The organism is Chryseotalea sp. WA131a (assembly GCA_025370075.1).
Lineage (GTDB): Bacteria > Bacteroidota > Bacteroidia > Cytophagales > Cyclobacteriaceae > ELB16-189.
The window spans coordinates 1,940,781-1,959,649 of sequence record CP073016.1 but is presented as its reverse complement, the minus strand read 5'-3'; the positions used below and the strand labels follow the sequence as shown (position 1 = coordinate 1,959,649).

Here is an 18,869-nt window from a genome sequence, read left to right as displayed (position 1 = left end):
GAAACCCGTAGGTAAAGCGTAAAAACCGTGAAATTGTTACACGGATAGACGGAAATTTTTAATAAATAGTCTAAATGAGATTTACTGACTTTTTCTTGATCGCTTTTTCTTCTCAGAGCCAAAAAGTGGTTGTGTGTATTGTTTGTATAGATCAAACAAAAACTCAATGCGTTGCATTTCATTTTCGAAGGGCTGAGGACGATAACAGCTATCAACAAATTTATCAAGGTCCCTATGAGCCTTTAACAGGTCAGCAGGCATTGTTAGTGGATCATACAGATCTGCTAACGTGCTTTTTGGGTATCGTTCCCTTACTTTTAGAACTTGTTGAGCAAGTTTCTCTACACCAATCACTTTTTGTTTAGGTAAATTTTGTGGCCAAGGGAAGTTATTGTATACAATGGTGTTAGAATAACTGTATCTGCTTTCTAACCGACCACAAGCATATCTCATCCAAGTCATATGAATTAGAGAAGTTAAGATGCCAAAATGAAAAAACGATGCTTTTGGTATAAAGAAGTTTTTATCTGTGATGATATCATCTTTTCCCATATAGCCGATGGGTATGTAAATTCGATTTTCAGAGCTGACTTTTGGGATCAACAGAAAATCAGAAGTAGGTTGACGTTCCTCAGCGAACAGGTAAGGTAGTGCAGCCATTTTTTTGGTGTTTTCTCTTGTACTTGCTTCTCGGAATTTCTTTACAGCCTCAATCCTTAGTAGGATTTCGGGGTATTTCCTCAGGTCGGATGGACTCACGTCTTTAAGCCACAAACACCATCTGTGAAAGCCATTGATGAATTCATCTCCGCTAAAGAATTTCTTTATAATACGTTTTGCTTCAGGATGTTTCTCTATAAACGCTTTCCTTTCTTCATCAGAGATTATCAAGAAACCACCATCGCGTAATGCGCTCCCTGACTGCATTGCCGGAGCATTTACAATCGGTTTGTTTACGGATGAAAGGGTGATATCATCTCCTGCAACAAGATAAGGGTTGATGTTTTTTACCTTCCTTGAAAGAGACTGCCCTTTTACATCATTATATTCAAACAGGAATTTGTTTTGGTAATCGCCAACTTGAAATCCAATAATAACCACATGTACAGCTGCATTTCCTTTCGCTTCATTGTTCCACCTAAATGTTCTGTGACCAAACTTAATCTTAATTCCTAACTTGAATAATTCCGCCCAAAGTATCGCTGGCTGTTCTCCCTGCGAGATCGAGTTAGTTGAAACAAAAGCTACTTGTGTGTTGGAGTTCTGAATATATTTTGCAGCTGTAATGTACCATGCGCAAACGTAGTCAAGCATGCCAAATGATTTAACACCTTGAAAAACTTTTATCATATCTGCCTTTTGTTCTGTATTTTGATAGGCCGTACCTATGAACGGAGGATTGCCAAGAATAAAATCAAATTTAACATCTTCTTTTGTTGGCGGACGTTCGCCCTTGATAACTGTGCTGCTTTTCGCTTTAATATTGACTTCGCCATATGGAAAGGTAGGCTCTTTCACCTCATAGATATTGACATGATTGGCCTCTATGTCATAACTATTTAAGGGATTCAGTAAACTTTGCCAATCAAGCCTTAATGCGTTGCCGTGTACAATTGTTGCACTTTTCTTCAGTGGAAGCCTTTTATAGTACTCTCCAAATTCAGAAGAAAGCTTCATATTCATTTGATGATCGATTAGCCACAAAGCCACCGTTGCAATTTGTGCTGGGAATTCTTCATACTCAATTCCATAGAACGCATCAACATCAATTTTGCTTAGCGCACTTACGTCAGTTACAAATTGCCCCTTGAAAAGTATCTTGAGAATATCTAACTCCAACAAGCGCAACTCGCGATAGGTAATAATCAAAAAATTTCCGCTCCCGCATGCGGGATCCAAGAATTTCAACTTGGAAATCTTTTCGTGAAACCTTTCAAGTTTGTTTTTATTGATTTTAACAGATTCAAACTCTTGACGTAACTCATCTAAGAATAAGCCGTGAATTAGTTTTAGAATATTTTTTTCGCTTGTATAGTGCGCACCTAGATTTCTCCTTTCCTTTGGATTCATCACACTTTGAAACATGGATCCAAAAATGGCAGGAGATATTACACTCCAATCGAAGTAACAGCAAGTTAAGAGTTTGCTCCGCATGGTGCTATTAAAGGAAGCAAGATTTAGCGGCTCAGCAAACAGCAAACCATTTACGTATGGAAATGCTGCAACTTGTTCGTCTAAATTTTTTTGACGCTTATCTTCGGAAGTATTGAGTGTTTGAAACAGTTGAGCGAGATGAATTCCTAAATCACTTCCATCTTCTTTGGTTCGCAACTCAATGTATTCGGTAAACTGCCTCTTCTCAAAAATTGTGGTGTCTTCTGCAAAAAGGCAGAACAAGAGTCTTACTAACATTACCTCAAGCTCATGGCCTTGGTAGCCATTCGCCAACAGGGCATCGTGTAAACCACCCATTAACTCTGCCGCCTTGATGTTAACAGGCTCCTGGTCTTTGTAAATCCTTTGTTGGTAGCCGCTGAGAAAACCAAACAAATTGATATTCTTGTAAAGATCTTTCAGTTTGAACTCTGCCTCCGTCTCGCTTTCTAAATCGAAGAGCTTGATCTCCTGAAAGTTGGAAACAATGATGTATCGAGGAAGCTCTTCATCTTTGAGGCCAGGAAAATAGTCTTTCGCTTGTTGGTAAGCAGAATGGAGATCTTTTCCTTTGCTTTTGTGCTCAACTAGCACCACCCCTTTCCAAAGGAGATCAATAAAGCCATGATGGCCATCTGCTTTTTTTACGGGCTTCTCAAAATTTGCTACCCGTTTTCGCGCAACACCAAATATGTTGAAAAAGCTATTCCAAAAAGATTGTGCTTCTGCGCGCTCATCAACCACATTCTCCCATTCTTTGGAGAATTCTGTAGCTCGCTTGCGAATTTCGTTTAGGCTTAATGGCATTAAAAAGGATTCAAGCCATGAAAATAGCTAAAAATCCATCAAGATTCTGAACAGCAAAATTGACTGATGCTAAATCAATACCCCATAAAAATATCGATTGCCAAATAGCAAGCAGCCCCGGCAAAGTAGCCGAGCATGGCGATCAAACTTATTTTTTTCAGGTACCAGATAAAGTCGATTTTTTCCATGCCCATCACAGCTACCCCAGCAGCCGATCCAATAATTAATATACTTCCGCCCGTGCCAGCACAATAGGCGAGGTATTCCCAAATCAAATGATCTTGTGGATACATTTCTAAGCTATACATGCCCATGCTGGCTGCCACCAATGGCACGTTGTCAACAATGGCTGAAAGCAATCCGATGAGTGTAACAATGATTCGATTGTCCCCAAAAGTTGTATTTAACAAAGTAGCAAAGTGGGTCAAAATCTCCATCGACTCCAATGCGCCCACGGCCAACAAAATTCCTAAGAAAAAAAGAACGCTCGAAGAATCAATCCTAGACAATGCACCTGCGGCTGAAAAGGGCCTGCGTGCAGCTTCATCTGCATGGGGGTTGATCATTTCTGAAATTACCCACAGCACACCCAGTCCTAACAACATGCCAATATAAGGTGGCAAATGGGTAACGGTTTTAAACACAGGAACAAAAACCAGCGCACCAACTCCTAAAATTAACATCACTGTGCTGCCCTTTATTTTTTCGTTTCCATGCCCATGTGTGTGCATGTGTGCCGTATTATGTGCTTCACCCAATTCACCTTTTAGTGTAAAACTTAAATAAATCAATGGCACTAATAAGCACATGATGCTGGGCACAAACAAAACTTTCATAATATTGAAGGTACTGATCTGTCCACCAATCCAGAGCATGGTGGTAGTAACATCGCCAATCGGTGTCCATGCGCCACCGGCATTGGCTGCAATGATGATCATGCCGGCAAAAAACATCCGCATCTCTTTATTGGGAATGAGTTTGCGAATGAGGGAAATCATCACAATAGAAGTGGTGAGGTTATCAAGGATAGAGGAAAGAAAAAACGTAACAAAGCAAATAAGCCACAAAAGAATTTTTGGGTTTTTGGTGTTGATGCGGTCGGTGATGAGGCGAAACCCTTGGTAGGCATCTACCAATTCCACAATCGTCATGGCGCCCATCAAGAAGAAAAGTATTTCTGAAACGTTGGCCAAATGATGGGAGAGTTGCCCTACTACCTTATCGGGTCCTTCGGCCGAGGTAAGGGCATGAATGGTCCAGCAAAGCACACCCGTAAGCAATGCCGATGCTGTTTTATTTATTTTGATGGGATGCTCAAGCGCAATGGCTATGTATCCTACAACAAATACGAGAATGACTATGGTTTCCATAGAAATGGGTTAGGTACATGGTAAATATAGGAGAAATTCCCGAACCCAAAATGACCGTTTAATTAATTTTCTAACACTTATTGAGGCTTTATCGATTGAGTTTCTGAGTATCTTTGGGCCTTCTTAATATACATATTCAAATCACTTTCATCTTTACGCCTGCTCTCATTCATGCAACGCACCAAAACTTATTTGCTTCACTTTGCTTTGTTTGCTATTACCTTTCTTACCACCACATTTGCTGGCACCGAGTGGACAACTGGTAAATCCATTTTGTCGGGTGCATACAATTGGCAAGACTTTTTGGTGGGGATGCATTATTCAGTTCCGTTTTTGTTGATTTTAACAGCACATGAATTTGGTCACTACTTTGTTGCGCTCTATTACCGAGTAAAGGTTACGCTGCCCTATTTTATTCCGCTGCCGCCACCGTTTATGTTAGGTACCCTTGGGGCACTCATTCGTATGAAAAGCCCCATCCGTTCCACGAAGGAAAATTTTGACATTGGCATTGCCGGCCCCTTGGCGGGATTTGTGGTGTCGCTTGGTGTTTTGTGGTATGGGTTTACACACTTGCCTCCTCCTGAATATGTTTTTCAATTTTACCCAGAGTATCAGCAATACGGCTTGGAGTATGCCGATTATGTTTACGACATAAACAACATGCCCAAAAATGTGCTCGATATTACGGTAGGCAAAAATTTGTTGCTCTTGTTTTTTGAAAAGTTTGTGGGTGATCCTGCTCGCGTACCCAACGTGCATGAGTTGATGCACTATCCCTATCTGCTTGCTGGATTTCTTTCCCTGGTTTTTACCAGCATGAATTTACTGCCGATTGGTCAATTGGATGGAGGCCACGTGGTGTATGGGTTGCTAGGTTTTAAATGGCACCGGAGAATTGCCACATTTTTTTTTATTGGTTTTCTGTTTTATGCTGGGCTGGGTTACATCAACCCCTATCAACCTGCAAAAGATTTGCTTCTCTACATACCCTTGTATGTTGGTTTTTTGTTTTTTGCTTTGAAAGGATTGCACCTTAACCTGCGCGATAACATTTTGGCGGCACTACTCATTTTTACAATCCAATATGCGTTGACTTATTTTTTCCCAACCCTGCACGGTTATCCGGGTTGGTTGTTATTTATTTTTATTTTGGGAAGATTTGTAGGCATCCAGCATCCGCCATCCGAAATAGAAGAGCCTTTGAGTACTTCGCGCATTGTTTTGGGGTGGCTCACCATCTTAATTTTCATTCTTTGTTTTACACCGCAGCCGCTGAATGCAGTAGTGATTTTAAATCCGGCTCCATAATTCAATGGCATTTGGGGATTGGGGCATTGGGGATTAGGCATTGGGGAAAACCACCGAATACCAATCACCAACCGCCAATTACCTCTCTCGACTTACCAATTGGATCACTGCCTTTCGGATCAATTCAGGGTTGCTCCACGGCACAAAATGATTCATGCCCTCGACTTCTACCAACGTAACGTCTGCGTTGGTCATCATTTTTTTGGCGAACGCTGCATTGCCTGGATCGACCAGCACATCTTTCTTGCCTTGTATTACAATCGTATTGGCGCGAATGTTTTTCCACAGCGGGAGCATGTCTTGCAGTTCGGGTTTCAGGTGATAAATTTCATCGTTGCTGGCGCGGAAAGAGCGCGGGATCATCCATTTAATAAACGGCAACGCCATCGGCCCACGAAACCATTCGTGCGGTTCTAAATCGGGAGCGATCGAGCCTGCTACAATTACCAAACCATCCACCAATTCAGGATAGTCCATGGCCATCCGGGCAATGACGGGGCCGCCCAGCGAATGCCCAACCAAAATAATAGGCCGTTGGTTTTTATGGTTTTCTAAAATTGGTTTCAATACGGCCGCTTGCTGCTTCACGGATTTTTCAGCATAGCCAAAGTTTGAATCACCAAAGCCGGGGCGATCCACCGAAATCAATTGGGCCCTTTTTAGCAATGCTGTATCGGCCATGAAATCGATAAAGGCGCTCAGCGATCCGGGCGAACCGTGAACAAAAATCACCAGTGGCAGCGAATCGTGCCCAACGGTGAGGTAATTTATTTTCTGTTGATGGATGATGTACGATTCTAGAATTCCCTTCTGAGGTTTATCGGTAAAAAATTTATTCACTTCTTTTTTGCTCATCCGGAATTGCAGGCACGAATCCATCAGAAGCAACACAGCAAAGAAACTGGAAAGGGTAACTATCCATCGGGTGTACTTTTTTTTCCACACCATCGGTTTACTTGTTGTTCAAGATTTTTTTGTATTGCTGTGGATTGTGCAAAAGGTCGGCCGCTTTTTTGATTTCTTCATCGTACTTAAAACCAGCCTCTACATAGCCTCGCTCAAAATAGTATCGAGAGGCAATTTCTTCTTCCAATAATTTTTTGATTTGGTCTTTAAAAAGGATCAAATCGTTTTTGCGTCTATCTTTTAATCGTGCACGCACTTGCTCCACGTGGGGTTTCAATTCCCCCAAATACTTTTCGTGTTTGGCCACTTCTTCAAACGCTGCCAATTCATTTTCCAACTCGGATGTGTACGTATAACTTTTGCCTTTCATCCATTGAACAAACTCGGCATACTCTTGGTCGGTGAGCGAAAAGCTACGCGCTTCAGCAATGCTTTTATGTTCAAACGAATACTTGGAGGCAAAATCAAAAATATAACCATTGTAAAGCAGGGAAACAGTAACCGAAGCCATTTCTTTTGCTTCCAATTTTATATCCGGGTCAACGCCCCCGCCATCATAAACAGTTCTTCCGTTTTTGGTTTTGAATTCTTTTTTTACCGAATCGGGTGTGGGCCCTGCGCTGCCGTCAGGCCTGCGGTGCGAATAATCCAACACCTGAATGCATCGGCCTGAGGGGGTGTAATATTTGGCCGTGGTATATTTTACCAACGCATTATACGGAAGGGGCTTAGAAACCTGTACCAATCCTTTGCCAAAAGATTTTTCACCCACAATCACTGCGCGGTCATAATCTTGCAAGGTGCCTGCAACAATTTCAGACGCAGAGGCACTGTTGCGGTTGATGAGCACCACCACTGGAATATCTAAATCGGTGGGTGCTTGTTTGGTTTCATACGTTTGGTTGAACTCTTCTATTTTCCCTTTGGTGTCCACCACTTTTTTGTCTTTGGCGATAAAGATATTGCAGATGTTCACCGATTCGTTGAGCAACCCACCCGGGTTGCTGCGCAAATCCAAAATGAGATACTTAGCACCTTTTTCCTTTAAGGAAATCAATGCGTTTTTTACTTCTTTGCCGGCATCATTCGTAAACTCGGTAAGTTGAATGTAGCCCACATCGTTGGCCATCATGCCCGAATAGGGCACGTTGCTGATTTTTATTTTCTCGCGTTTAAACTCCAACTCGATGAGTTTATCCGTGCCAAAACGCTTCACCGACAGTTTTACGGGTGTGCCAACCTGGCCGCGCATCAAGTGGTTGGCTTCTTCTAAACTCAGTTTTGATAATTCGATATCGTTCATTTTGATTACTTCATCGCCAATGCGCAGTCCATTTTTGTAAGCAGGGTACGATTCGTACACCATGGTGACCACCGTGCGCTTGTTGTACACTTTTGTCAGCGCACCAATGCCTCCGTATTGCCCTGTGTTCATGGTGCGGAAATCTTCTACTTGATCTTCTGAAATATAATTGGTGTAGGGATCCAACGAATTGAGCATGGCATCCAGACTATTGTGCATCATTTTGGTGGGGCTCACCTCATCTACATACAATTCGTTTGTGTTTTTATAGATCGATGCAAAAATTTCGAGATTCTTCGCAATCTCAAAATACCGGTCGGCCGGAGGGGTGAAGGCAAATACCACACAGCCCACCACCAGAATGAATATCCAATATCTCTTCTTCAATTTCATTATCGAAAGGTACGAAAAAAGTGAGTGGATGGTTTGGGAATAACTAGAGGAGGATGATAAATCAACCAATCGCCAATTTGCGCTTCCATCTCTGTTCATTTTTGAACATCTTTGTACGTTAAAGAACAAACCACACCGCCAAAACTGCATTTTCGAACAGTATTGGCAATGGCATAGTTTTTCCTAGTACTACACACACTAAACCTAAACTTACGTGAACGAAGGCGGCAAAATTTTAATGGTAGATGATGACGAGGACGTGCTGTTGGCAGCCAAAATGCTCCTCAAAAAAAACAATCATCAGGTCATCATCGAAAAAAACCCGAACAAGATTCCTTTTTTGCTCAACAACGATACCTATGATGTGATTTTGCTGGACATGAATTTCAGCAAAGACACCACTAGTGGAAAAGAAGGTTTTGAGTGGTTGAAAGTAATTAAAGAGCGCGAGCCACAAGCGGTGGTGATTATGATTACGGCCTTTGGTGATGTGGAGATGGCCGTGCGCGCGCTGAAAGAAGGTGCCACGGATTTTGTGCTAAAACCTTGGCAAAATGAAAAATTGATTGCCACTATCTCTACGGCCATTCGGTTGAAGAAATCGTACAACGAAGTGGACAAGCTGCGCAAGGCAAAAGAAATGTTGGAAGAGCAAATCAGTCAACCCTTTCGCGATATTATTGGGAGCAGTTCGGCCATTAAAGAAACTTTTGCCTTAATTGATAAAGTAGCAAAGACCGATGCCAACATTTTGATTTTGGGCGAAAACGGAACAGGTAAAGAATTGGTGGCACGGGCCATTCATCAAAAATCGTTGCGCAAAGATGCCTCTTTTGTATCGGTAGATATGGGCGCGATAACGGAAACACTTTTTGAGAGTGAACTGTTTGGCCACAAGAAGGGCTCGTTCACGGATGCGCGCGAAGACCGCTCGGGTAGATTTGAGTTGGCCAACGGTGGCACCTTGTTTTTAGATGAGATTGGAAACTTGAGCATGGCGCTGCAAAGTAAATTATTGACGGCACTGCAATCACGGCAAGTAACGCGCATTGGTGCCAACCAACCGATGGAAGTAGATATTCGGCTGATATGCGCCACCAACATGCCTTTGCACCAAATGGTGGCCGAAGGAAAATTTCGTCAAGATTTGTTGTACAGAATCAACACCGTAGAAATAAATATTCCGCCTTTGAGCGACCGCATTGACGACATACCCATGTTGGCCAACCACTTTTTGAATTACTACTCAAAAAAGTACCGCAAAGAAGTGCTTTCAATTACCCCCGAGGCCATGAACAAGTTGAAGAAATATGCCTGGCCGGGCAACGTGCGCGAATTACAACACTCCATTGAACGTGCGTTGATTATGGCCGACTCGGCTACACTGCAAGAGAGCGATTTTCTCTTCAGCCGCAAAGGCAACAGTGAGCCGGTGAGCGATAGCTTGAATTTGGATGAAGTAGAAAAATCAGCTGTGGTAAAAGCGATTCAACTACACAACGGCAACATATCAAAGGCTGCCGATGAACTTGGCCTCACGCGTGCATCACTCTACCGCAGGATGGAGAAATATGGAATTTAACTGGCGCTCGCCAATCGTTACACGAATTGCAATTTTGGTGTTCACCATTTTTGCTTTTGTTTTTGTACTGCAAGACAAAGACAGAAGTTTTATTTTGCTGTTGGCCTTACTTGGCGCGATTGGGTTTCAGGTAATGCAATTGGTGAAAATAATGGAAGGCCCAATGGTAAAAATAGATTCCCCCATTGACCAGATTCGGTTTGATGAAGTGACCACAACTTTTAAAACAGACAGCAAAGAGGAGGCGGTGCTGAAAGTTCAAAAAGAAATGAATGATGCCTTTAATAAAGTAAAGGTAGCCCGCAAAGAAAAAGACAGCGAGTATCAGTTCTTCAAAAACATTGTGCAGCACGTGGGCATTGGCATTCTCACGTTTAAAAAAGATGGGGCCATTCAAATCATCAACAATGCGGCCAAGCGGCTGCTGCGTGTAGATAAAGTAGAGCGCATCAGCGAATTACGTGAGGCCAGCGACCTGCTTGTAGAAGCTTTCCTAAAATTAAAAACTGGCGGGCGTGAGTTGATACGGTTAAAATCCGGAGACGAAACCATTCAGCTTTCCATTTTTGCCATTGAACTTACGCTTCGCGGAGAAGAGGTGAAGTTGATCAGCATGAGCAACATTCAAAGTGAGTTGGAAGAAAAAGAAATGGAGGCCTGGCAAAATTTAGTGCGCGTGCTTACGCACGAGATCATGAACTCGGTAACGCCCATTTCTTCCTTGGCGGGAGTGGTGGAAGAGGAACTTCAAAAAAAATTGGAGACCAACCATTTGAGTATGCAGCGTGATGAAGCGGAAGACATGCATCTTTCGGTGCAAACCATCAGCAAACGCAGCGAAGGGTTGATAAAATTCGTGAAAGAATTCCGCAGCTTGACGCACATACCCAAACCAAAAGTGTTGCAGGTGGCGGTGAAGCCATTGCTGGATGAGTTGGCCATGCTGCACAAGAAAGAGTTGGCCGATAACAATATTGCGATTTCCGTTTTGGTAGAACCTGAAACCATGATGGTGATGGCGGATAAAACATTGATTGAACAAGTACTTATCAACCTTATCAAAAATGCCATCCAGGCTTTTGGCGAAAAGACCGATAAGAAAATCAGTCTGTATGCGCATTTAAATGAAACGGGCAATGTGCTGATTTCGGTAAAAGACAACGGGACAGGCATTGAACCTGAAGCGTTGGAAAAAATATTCATCCCCTTCTTCTCCACCAAAAAGACAGGTTCAGGCATTGGCCTCAGTCTTTCACGCCAAATTATGCGGCAGCACGAGGGCAACATCGCGGTGAAGTCGGAAATGGGTGAAGGAACTGAGTTTGTGTTAAGATTCTAGGGATTAGGTGTTGGGTGGAACGGCCCAAGTCCTAAGTCCCAATACCTAAATTATCAAAAAAGTTTTTTAGATTTGACAAACATAACGGATACTCATGGCGGACGTACAAAAGAAAGTAACCAGCATTCTCATCGAAAAACTCGGTGTACCCGACTCGCAAATTACACCTGACGCAAGCTTTGTTAAGGATTTAGGAATCGACTCGCTTGACTATGCGGAGTTGGTGATGGAGTTTGAGCAAACCTTCGACATCAAAATTCCCGATGAAGATGCCGAGAAAATGCAGACCATTGGACAGGCGGTGAGTTATATTGAGGGTAAGTTGAAGAGATAAAAGGTGGGTAATAAACAACGGTCAGGTGTAAGTTTGTCAAAAGGCAATTGGCAGTGAACAAAGTTTTAGACCAAGCCGAAAAAATTCAGATCAATTGAAAAGCCGAAGTAATAAGTTAGTAGGCAATTGGCAGTAAGCAGTCAATAAGATTAACGGCTCGTCTAAAATTCCTAATTTTACCAATCAGGAAATGGCCGACTCCAACAGAATACTTTTCATTATCAATAAATTCTCAGGCGGTGGTTATCGGCCCGAGTTGGAAGGGCGCATTATCGACACCTGTTTGTTATTGAATAAAGAATGCTCTATTGAATTTACACAAGGCCGTGGTCATGCCATTGAGTTAGCGAAGTCGGCTGTTATCGAAAATAATTTCAGTACGGTGTTTGCCGTGGGTGGCGATGGCACAGTAAACGAAGTGGCCCAAGGCTTGGTGGGGTCTCAAGTGATCATGGGCATTTTGCCAAAAGGTTCGGGCAATGGGTTGGCGCGTCACTTGGGCATTCCGGTAAACTTTAAAAAAGCGTTGGGCCTCATCGGTTCATCTAACTCCTTTGCCATGGATACTCTATCTGTAAATGGCAAACTATCGGTTAACATATCGGGTGTAGGATTTGATGGGCACGTGGCGGGCATGTTTGGAAAAAATGGAAAGCGTGGACTAATCGGTTACACCAAGTTGGTGCTCAAGGAATTTTTATCGTACAAGGAATTTTCGTTTTCGGTGATAATAGATGGTCAAGAGCAGCAACGAAAATCGTTCATCATTGCGCTAGCCAATTCATCGCAGTTTGGCAATAACGCGCGCGTGGCTCCCCATGCATCTGTGTGTGATGAGTGGATGGATGTTAGTTTCATCAAAAAAGTGCCGATTGCCCAAGCGGTAGGCTTCGGGCAAAAAATGTTCACTGGCAATCTCAACAAATCCGCTTTTGTGGATATCATCAAAGCACAAAAAGTAGAATTAAAATTTTCGCATCCCATGCCTTACCACATCGATGGTGAGCCCCACGAGCCGGAAGAAAAATTTGAAATCAGCATTCAACCAGGCACGCTGCGCATGTTGATACCTTCACAATCTGAGAGAAAATTATAGTTTTTGAAGTTGAACCGAAATTAATGCAATAGGATTTTTTCCGTTGCAGTAAGTATTTGTTATTCAATTGGTTTCTAGTTCTATGGATTAGAAACTACCTAACCAACTGAGTTTTATAAAAAATATGAAGCTATCGATCGCTTTACTCACGTTCTTAATAAACCATGGGTTTTTAAGAGATGCCTTCAATTTATTCACACAGGGTAACAAAGTACTTCTTACTGCCATTATAGTCTAATGCCGCTTGGCACACAACACAATTTCTATTGGAAGTATCTGTGGTGCTGATAGTAACTTTGAATACCTTACCCTTCAAACTAGCTTCATCAATTTCGCAGCCTAAAACCGTAAAGAAAACGTTTTTATGGTCATTCCACTGTTCACCAAGACCATAGAAGGCTGGATCTTCAATCTTAAGAACAGCTTGTCGGCAAATACCAGTGAGGTAAGAAACAGTAACACATTGTCCGTTTTGCTCTTTTTCTTTTTCCAACAAAGGATCAATGCTATTTTTTTCACATGACAGTATAAAAAATGAACATAGAATATAAACAAATTTTTTCATGACTTTTGGTTTTTTTCTCTTAGACCCCATTTCTAACAAAATAGTTGGGAAACTAAACTTGATATGAAAGAAAAGATTTTTTGTTGCCTGTGTATCACATTCGTTTTTGCAGCTAGGTTTGTCAATGCTCAATTCTTCGAGGGGAATATTACTTACAAGTGCGTAGTCAAATCAGGGAGCCAAGAGTTTAATTCATTTTTTCCCCCTTACATCGAGTTTACAGTCAAAAATGATTCAATACGAAAAAGCGGCTTCGCTCATGGCTCATTATCACCGATTTATACCCAACTTCTTCTTGGACATAAGGAATATCAGATTGATTACCACGAAAGTGAAGTAAGAAGAGTTAAATATATAGACTCACTCAATTACTATGAAGGAGGATTTAAAATCACGAACTTTATAAAGAAAAAGGCATTCATCCTATCATTGGGCAGATAGGGTAGGGGTATTTTATCACTTTTTTTCTACCTCATGTCCACCAAACTCGTTGCGAAGGGCGGCCACAACTTTGCCTGAAAACGTATCGTCTTGCTGTGAACGATAGCGCATCAATAGCGACATGGTGATAACTGGAGTCGGCACACCTAATTCCAGGGCGGTTTCTACCGTCCATTTGCCTTCGCCACTACTATTCATCACACCTATAATGGACTCTAAGTTTTTATCTTTCTCTAAAGCTCGCTGGGTAAGTTCCATCAGCCAACTGCGCACCACCGATCCATGGTTCCAAACTTTGCTCACGCTAGCCAAATCCATTTCAGCGTCATATTTGTTCAGAACTTCTAGACCTTCGGCAATGGATTGCATCATGCCGTATTCAATTCCATTGTGCACCATCTTCGTAAAATGACCACTTCCGGATTTACCACAATAGAGATATCCACTCTCAACAGAAATAGATTTAAAAATAGCCTCACAATAATCAAATGCTTCACGTTTGCCACCAATCATGGTGCAGACTCCGTGCAATGCACCCAAAGGGCCACCACTAGTACCGCTGTCTAATAGGTGAACGCCCATTTTTTCCAAATCGCGCGCACGGGTTTGTGTGTCCTTGTAGTGCGAATTTCCGCCATCAATAATTATGTCGTTGGGATTTAGGTATTGCTTCAGGTTGTTAAGGATTACATCCACCACATTCCCGGCAGGCACCATTATCCAAATAACTTTCCGTCCGCCCAACGCCAGTGCCATATCACTCACCATCGAGTAGGTTGCCACTCCTTCTTTGGAAATTTTTTCGCCCGCTGCTTTGTTCACGTCAAAGGCATGCACCTGTAAGCCATTTCTTTTAAAATTCAGCGCGAGGTTGTACCCCATTTTGCCTAGTCCTACCAATCCAATTTGCATTTTTAGTTCTTTATGTTTGATATGGTAATGTAGTATTTAATTCATCAATTTGATTCAGCTGATTGATGTAGAGCAATTCGATTGCCTTCACTATCTTCAAATTCAGCCACATACCCCAAATCGCCATTCGAAGTTTTAGGATACAGAAGTTTACCGCCATTTTTTATTGCAAGTTGAAGGCATCTATCAATGTCATTGGTGGTGAAATAAATCAAAACACCATCTTTGGTTGGCTTATAAATCTCTCCTCTTGCCAATGCCCCCGAAATCCCTCTGTTTTCATCTTTGAATGGAAACAAAGCCATTTCATTTTTATCAATGATGCTTCTCTCAAAAGTGAAATCAAATACTGCCGAATAAAACTCCATGGCGCGTTCTTGGTCATTCACTGGAATCTCAAAATATACAACTGGGTTTACTCCTTTCTTAGATTCAATTTCAGTATTCTCATTTTTTTTATTTGGTCTGAAATTACAAGAATATGTCAAGGCGCTGGCCGTTACGGCAAACACGATAGCGATTTGTCTATTCATGGGGTATAAACATCCATTTTAAGTTCAATTAAATCACTTTATCTAAAATCAATACGCCTCCCAATCCTGCTAATGAAACAATGGTCTCCATCATCGTCCAAGAAAGTAAGGTTTGTTTCAGGGACAAATTAAAGTATTCTTTAAACATCCAGAAACCTGTATCGTTTACATGAGAAAAAAATAAGCTGCCTGCCCCAACGGCCAATACCATTAATTCAGGATGCACGCCTGCTTGCATGGCAAATGGCAGCACAATGCCAGATGCGGTTAGCCCCGCCACCGTAGCCGAACCCAGCGAAACACGCAAAAGAGCGGCTACGCTCCACGCCAAAAGAAGTGGCGAAAGCATAAGGCCCGTGGTGAGTTCTTTAATGTAGCCACCCACTCCGCTGTCAATCAGCACTTGTTTAAAACCACCGCCAGCAGCAATCACCAATACAATCAATACTATGTCTTTAATGGATTGTACTAAATCTTTGCCTACCGATTGGACGGATTGGTTTTGTTTGACGGCAAAAAAATAAATTGCCAGCACCAAGGCAATGCTTAACGCCACCCCGGGGTGACCGATCCATTTGAAAACGCCAGCGTATGAAGGAAACCAGTATCCCAACAACCCACTCGCTGCAATGAGGGCCACCGGAAAGAGTGCAATAAAAAAACTCAATGATGGTATCGGCATGGCTATTTTCTCATGTGGTGGCTTTGAAATGGAGGGTGATACTTTTACTCTTTTCAAAGTTTTGGAAAAAACAGGGCCCGCCAAAATGATGGACGGAATTGTGATGATCAATCCATACATTAAAGTCTTGTTCAAATCGGCATGAAAAATAGCAGCAATGGCGGTGGGGCCAGGATGCGGGGGTAAAAATCCATGTGTTACTGATAACGAAGCCGCCATCGGAATGCCCACCAACAAAATCGGTACGTTGGCCGAAAGGGCAATCGAAAAAACCAGTGGAATTAAAATGACAAAACCGGCATTGTAAAAAAGCGGTATGCCCACAATCAGACCGGTAAGCATTACGGCCCATGAAATATTTTCCCTACCAAACCACTTTAATAATGTATGGGTGATTTGGTGGGCAGCCCCACTGGTTTCAATCATTTTACCCAGCATCGCGCCCAAGCAAAGAACGAGTGCTATATTTTTTAACGTATCGAAAATGCCCAACCCTAAAGATTGAAAAGTTTGGATAATCGAAAGACCCTGCGCTAGTCCAACCAAAACGGATACGAGGAGCAAGGCGTACAATGGTTTTACTTTAAGCAGGATGAGTGCTAACAACACCAAAACTCCAAGCGCAACGATCAATAAAGGCATTTTACTTTTTTTAGAAGAATACAATGACTCGCATGGCAATCACAATTTCATTCGGTTTAGCTCATAAAAAACATCTTTCAACTTACTGTACAAATTTTCGTACACCAAAAATTGCCTTTCGTAAACTGATTTGACAGAAACATCGGGCAAAAATAATTTTGGTTGGGTTTCATTAAATTCCAGACTACCACCCAATGATTTGAATCCAATCATGGCTGCACCCATGGCAGAAGCATCCGGTTGATCAGAAACCTGTAACTGACGTTGCAATACGTTGCTCATGAGTTGCACCCACTCGGGCGAACGGGTAATTCCACCACTTACCAAAATCCGATTACCCCGCCCTGCATTTTCTTCTACTACGTTCACTATACTTTTCAGTTGAAAACAAATACCTTCCAACAAAGCACGTTGAAAATGAAAACGAGTATGGTTAACCGAAATGCCTAGATACGCAGCCCTAGCCTCTGCATCATAAACGGGAGTTCGTTCTCCCAACAAAAGCGGCAACATCAACAGGCCATCGCTACCAGCAGAAATATTCCTTATCTCCTTTACAAATTCAGAAATATCCTCTGCACTTTGCGGATGAAGTTTTTGAAACCAGTTGATAAGAGCAGTGCCATTATTAGAAGCACCGCCACTCACAAACATTTTTTCGTCAAGCAAATAATTAAACAGCCGACCTTCCGCATCGTGTAATCCGGATGAGGACACCATTCGTGCAGCAGCACTGGTGCCTACCGTTATGGAAACGTCTCCTGGCTTTATCGCACCGCTTCCCAATTGCGCACTGCACCCATCGCTGGCTCCCACTACCAGTTTTGTGTTTGCTGGTAATGCTAGTTTGCGCGAAACTTCTTCTGTTATTTCGATAGAATAATAAATTGAAACTGGCTGCGAGAATTTGCGAAATGGAATGCGGTGCCATTGGGCTGCGTCTTGGCTCCATTGCAATTTTTCAATATCAAAAAGTCCGGTGGCAGAAGCGGTTGAATAATCAATCAAATAGTGATTTGTTAATTGATGAACCACATACTCTTTGATCGAGATGAACTTCTTTGCTTTCGCGATAACATCGGGTTGATGGTCTTGCCACCACATCAACTTGCACAAAGGCGACATGGGGTGAACGGGCGTGCCTGTGATTTGCGTTAAGCGGGTAGCCGCACCCGATTCTTTTATTTTATTGGTTTGCTCGCTGCTTCGCGTGTCCGCCCAAATCAACAAAGATGTGATGGGCTGATTCATTTCATCAACTGCCATCAGACTGTGCATGGCGGCACTGAACGAAATTGCTTGCAGCAAATAATGCTTATTTGCTTGTTGGGTCTTTTTCAGCAGCGTGACCACTGCTTCAAAAATTTCAATGGGGCTTTGTTCTGCAAACCCGTTGGTGGAATAGTGAGTGGGATAAAAAACTTGATGAGAAGCCAATACTGATCCATTAGGTGTGACGGCCAATGCCTTTGCGCTAGTCGTGCCAATATCAACAGCGATGAGGTAATGCAAGGTGCGCGGTTTAGGAGCTGGAAATTAACTAAATAAAGTTGAGATAGTTACAGAACAGATGGTATTTGGGTGAAAATGGTTTTTAACATACCCACGGAACAAATGCCTGCTTTGCGCCTTTCCTATCCGGCATAGCTTGTCAGGCTAATGCTGTTAGTGTTTTAAAGAGCGCTATTTTTCCATCAATGCTTGGTTAAAAGTCTCTTCCGTGAATGATTTACAACTGTTACTTGCCGATGTATCGGCAGGGTGTAGCCAAGCATTGACTACCATTGTTGTCTGGGTCACTTAGGCCACAGGCATAGAGATGGTATGCGGCTTTGTTACGAAACTGGTGAAACTTCGTATTTGACAAATGGATGAGAGCTAGTAATCAAATTGCGCAAAAAATAAGTTAGGCGGAGTTAGTTTAACTCTATTTTGCGTTTATAACCCTGTGCTAAATTGTTAAAAGGAAGGAATACCTTCAATTGATTATCCTCAACAGTAGCCTCTATGTTTTCTTGATCAATAAAATATGGTATTTGTTTACTATAAAATATGCGCGGTGTTTGCATAATTTGACCATTCGTTTTAATGGGAAAAAAGTGGAAAATGTTCAACACATTGTTGACTACCTCAATTTGAATATCGTGCACATCCACGCCCGGCACTTTTGCATTTATTTGCCGATGATCTTTTAGTTGTTGTAGATTAATCCAAGGCTCGCTGATTCCTCCGTGAATCGTATTCAAAGCATTGATGGATTGCAATATTTCGGTTGGTATTTCTTTTCTTGTTCTCATTGCCTAAAAATTTAACGCAACCATAACAATGAACATACCAGCAAAAGTTTAGGCCAAATAGTCAGGTTTGATTAGTGAAATAGGTGCATTAGATGACATTGTTACTTAAGCAAAGCAAAAGAAGTCAGAAGTTGTAATTTAGAAGTTAGAATGGTTGCCGAACATCAATACTAATACTACTTACCACCTACCCTCCCAAGTC

General features: G+C 42.2%; 16 protein-coding genes. 6 read left to right on the top strand and 10 right to left on the bottom strand.

Going from position 1 to position 18,869, the window contains the following annotated elements:
• Window positions 1-81 precede the first annotated feature (81 nt).
• Window positions 82-453 carry a DNA methylase gene (locus KA713_08795; protein UXE69086.1) on the bottom strand — a complete coding sequence of 124 codons (372 nt, stop codon included), beginning with the start codon at window positions 451-453 and terminating at the stop codon, window positions 82-84.
• Between the two features lie 2,582 nt (window positions 454-3,035).
• Entirely contained in the window at window positions 3,036-4,331 is a 1,296-nt protein-coding gene (nhaD, locus tag KA713_08790) for a sodium:proton antiporter NhaD (GenBank protein ID UXE68648.1), read from the bottom strand.
• A gap of 171 nt (window positions 4,332-4,502) precedes the next feature.
• Between nhaD and KA713_08785 the strand changes: the two genes are divergently transcribed.
• Window positions 4,503-5,642, top strand: a complete 1,140-nt coding sequence (locus tag KA713_08785; GenBank protein UXE68647.1) for a site-2 protease family protein — start codon at window positions 4,503-4,505, stop codon at window positions 5,640-5,642.
• Window positions 5,643-5,720: 78 nt separating this feature from the next.
• Here KA713_08785 and KA713_08780 read toward each other — a convergent pair whose 3' ends face one another.
• Together KA713_08780 and KA713_08775 are read right to left on the bottom strand one after the other, a co-directional pair.
• Window positions 5,721-6,590 carry an alpha/beta hydrolase gene (locus tag KA713_08780; protein ID UXE68646.1) on the bottom strand — a complete coding sequence of 290 codons (870 nt, stop codon included), beginning with the start codon at window positions 6,588-6,590 and terminating at the stop codon, window positions 5,721-5,723.
• 4 nt (window positions 6,591-6,594) lie between these two features.
• Entirely contained in the window at window positions 6,595-8,244 is a 1,650-nt protein-coding gene (locus KA713_08775) for a S41 family peptidase (protein UXE68645.1), read from the bottom strand.
• 238 nt (window positions 8,245-8,482) lie between these two features.
• Here KA713_08775 and KA713_08770 point away from each other — a divergent pair, with 238 nt between their 5' ends.
• The 4 genes from KA713_08770 (at window position 8,483) to KA713_08755 (ending at window position 12,595) form a co-directional block, all read left to right on the top strand.
• The gene (locus tag KA713_08770; protein UXE69084.1) at window positions 8,483-9,826 is read left to right on the top strand and encodes a sigma-54-dependent Fis family transcriptional regulator; all 1,344 of its coding nucleotides are present in this window, start codon (window positions 8,483-8,485) and stop codon (window positions 9,824-9,826) included.
• Window positions 9,816-11,165, top strand: coding sequence for an ATP-binding protein (locus tag KA713_08765; GenBank protein UXE69085.1), 1,350 nt, complete (start codon window positions 9,816-9,818; stop codon window positions 11,163-11,165). Before KA713_08770 ends, KA713_08765 begins: the two co-directional genes overlap by 11 nt.
• A gap of 94 nt (window positions 11,166-11,259) precedes the next feature.
• On the top strand, window positions 11,260-11,499 hold the full coding sequence (locus KA713_08760; protein ID UXE68644.1) for an acyl carrier protein: 240 nt from the start codon (window positions 11,260-11,262) through the stop codon (window positions 11,497-11,499).
• Window positions 11,500-11,689: 190 nt separating this feature from the next.
• Window positions 11,690-12,595 (top strand): YegS/Rv2252/BmrU family lipid kinase, encoded by a 906-nt coding sequence (locus KA713_08755; protein ID UXE68643.1) that lies wholly within the window; start codon window positions 11,690-11,692, stop codon window positions 12,593-12,595.
• A gap of 190 nt (window positions 12,596-12,785) precedes the next feature.
• Here KA713_08755 and KA713_08750 read toward each other — a convergent pair whose 3' ends face one another.
• Complete coding sequence (locus tag KA713_08750; GenBank protein ID UXE68642.1) at window positions 12,786-13,160, bottom strand: hypothetical protein; 375 nt, start codon at window positions 13,158-13,160, stop codon at window positions 12,786-12,788.
• A 63-nt stretch (window positions 13,161-13,223) separates the two neighbouring features.
• Here KA713_08750 and KA713_08745 point away from each other — a divergent pair, with 63 nt between their 5' ends.
• On the top strand, window positions 13,224-13,601 hold the full coding sequence (locus tag KA713_08745; protein UXE68641.1) for a hypothetical protein: 378 nt from the start codon (window positions 13,224-13,226) through the stop codon (window positions 13,599-13,601).
• A gap of 15 nt (window positions 13,602-13,616) precedes the next feature.
• Here the strand turns inward: KA713_08745 and gnd are convergent, their stop codons facing one another.
• The 5 genes from gnd to KA713_08720 form a co-directional block, all read right to left on the bottom strand.
• Window positions 13,617-14,513 (bottom strand): decarboxylating 6-phosphogluconate dehydrogenase, encoded by an 897-nt coding sequence (gnd, locus tag KA713_08740; protein UXE68640.1) that lies wholly within the window; start codon window positions 14,511-14,513, stop codon window positions 13,617-13,619.
• Window positions 14,514-14,557: 44 nt separating this feature from the next.
• Complete coding sequence (locus KA713_08735) at window positions 14,558-15,046, bottom strand: VOC family protein (protein UXE68639.1); 489 nt, start codon at window positions 15,044-15,046, stop codon at window positions 14,558-14,560.
• A gap of 28 nt (window positions 15,047-15,074) precedes the next feature.
• Window positions 15,075-16,370: a gluconate permease gene (locus KA713_08730; protein ID UXE68638.1), complete on the bottom strand. Its 1,296-nt coding sequence runs from the start codon at window positions 16,368-16,370 to the stop codon at window positions 15,075-15,077.
• A 39-nt stretch (window positions 16,371-16,409) separates the two neighbouring features.
• Window positions 16,410-17,882: a gluconokinase gene (locus KA713_08725; GenBank protein ID UXE68637.1), complete on the bottom strand. Its 1,473-nt coding sequence runs from the start codon at window positions 17,880-17,882 to the stop codon at window positions 16,410-16,412.
• A 404-nt stretch (window positions 17,883-18,286) separates the two neighbouring features.
• A complete protein-coding gene (locus KA713_08720; protein UXE68636.1) occupies window positions 18,287-18,667 on the bottom strand; it encodes an Hsp20/alpha crystallin family protein in 381 nt (126 codons plus the stop codon).
• Window positions 18,668-18,869: the final 202 nt, after the last annotated feature.

What these genes read in the sequence shown, in the direction of transcription:
- KA713_08785 (UXE68647.1), top strand. Translation starts at nt 4,503, where the DNA reads ATGCAACGCACCAAAACTTATTTGCTTCACTTTGCTTTGTTTGCTATT.
- KA713_08730 (UXE68638.1), bottom strand. Translation starts at nt 16,370, where the DNA reads ATGCCTTTATTGATCGTTGCGCTTGGAGTTTTGGTGTTGTTAGCACTC.
- gnd (UXE68640.1), bottom strand. Translation starts at nt 14,513, where the DNA reads ATGCAAATTGGATTGGTAGGACTAGGCAAAATGGGGTACAACCTCGCG.
- KA713_08770 (UXE69084.1), top strand. Translation starts at nt 8,483, where the DNA reads ATGGTAGATGATGACGAGGACGTGCTGTTGGCAGCCAAAATGCTCCTC.
- KA713_08735 (UXE68639.1), bottom strand. Translation starts at nt 15,046, where the DNA reads ATGAATAGACAAATCGCTATCGTGTTTGCCGTAACGGCCAGCGCCTTG.
- nhaD (UXE68648.1), bottom strand. Translation starts at nt 4,331, where the DNA reads ATGGAAACCATAGTCATTCTCGTATTTGTTGTAGGATACATAGCCATT.
- KA713_08745 (UXE68641.1), top strand. Translation starts at nt 13,224, where the DNA reads ATGAAAGAAAAGATTTTTTGTTGCCTGTGTATCACATTCGTTTTTGCA.
- KA713_08720 (UXE68636.1), bottom strand. Translation starts at nt 18,667, where the DNA reads ATGAGAACAAGAAAAGAAATACCAACCGAAATATTGCAATCCATCAAT.
- KA713_08795 (UXE69086.1), bottom strand. Translation starts at nt 453, where the DNA reads ATGAGATATGCTTGTGGTCGGTTAGAAAGCAGATACAGTTATTCTAAC.
- KA713_08780 (UXE68646.1), bottom strand. Translation starts at nt 6,590, where the DNA reads ATGGTGTGGAAAAAAAAGTACACCCGATGGATAGTTACCCTTTCCAGT.
- KA713_08750 (UXE68642.1), bottom strand. Translation starts at nt 13,160, where the DNA reads ATGAAAAAATTTGTTTATATTCTATGTTCATTTTTTATACTGTCATGT.
- KA713_08765 (UXE69085.1), top strand. Translation starts at nt 9,816, where the DNA reads ATGGAATTTAACTGGCGCTCGCCAATCGTTACACGAATTGCAATTTTG.
- KA713_08755 (UXE68643.1), top strand. Translation starts at nt 11,690, where the DNA reads ATGGCCGACTCCAACAGAATACTTTTCATTATCAATAAATTCTCAGGC.
- KA713_08760 (UXE68644.1), top strand. Translation starts at nt 11,260, where the DNA reads ATGGCGGACGTACAAAAGAAAGTAACCAGCATTCTCATCGAAAAACTC.
- KA713_08775 (UXE68645.1), bottom strand. Translation starts at nt 8,244, where the DNA reads ATGAAATTGAAGAAGAGATATTGGATATTCATTCTGGTGGTGGGCTGT.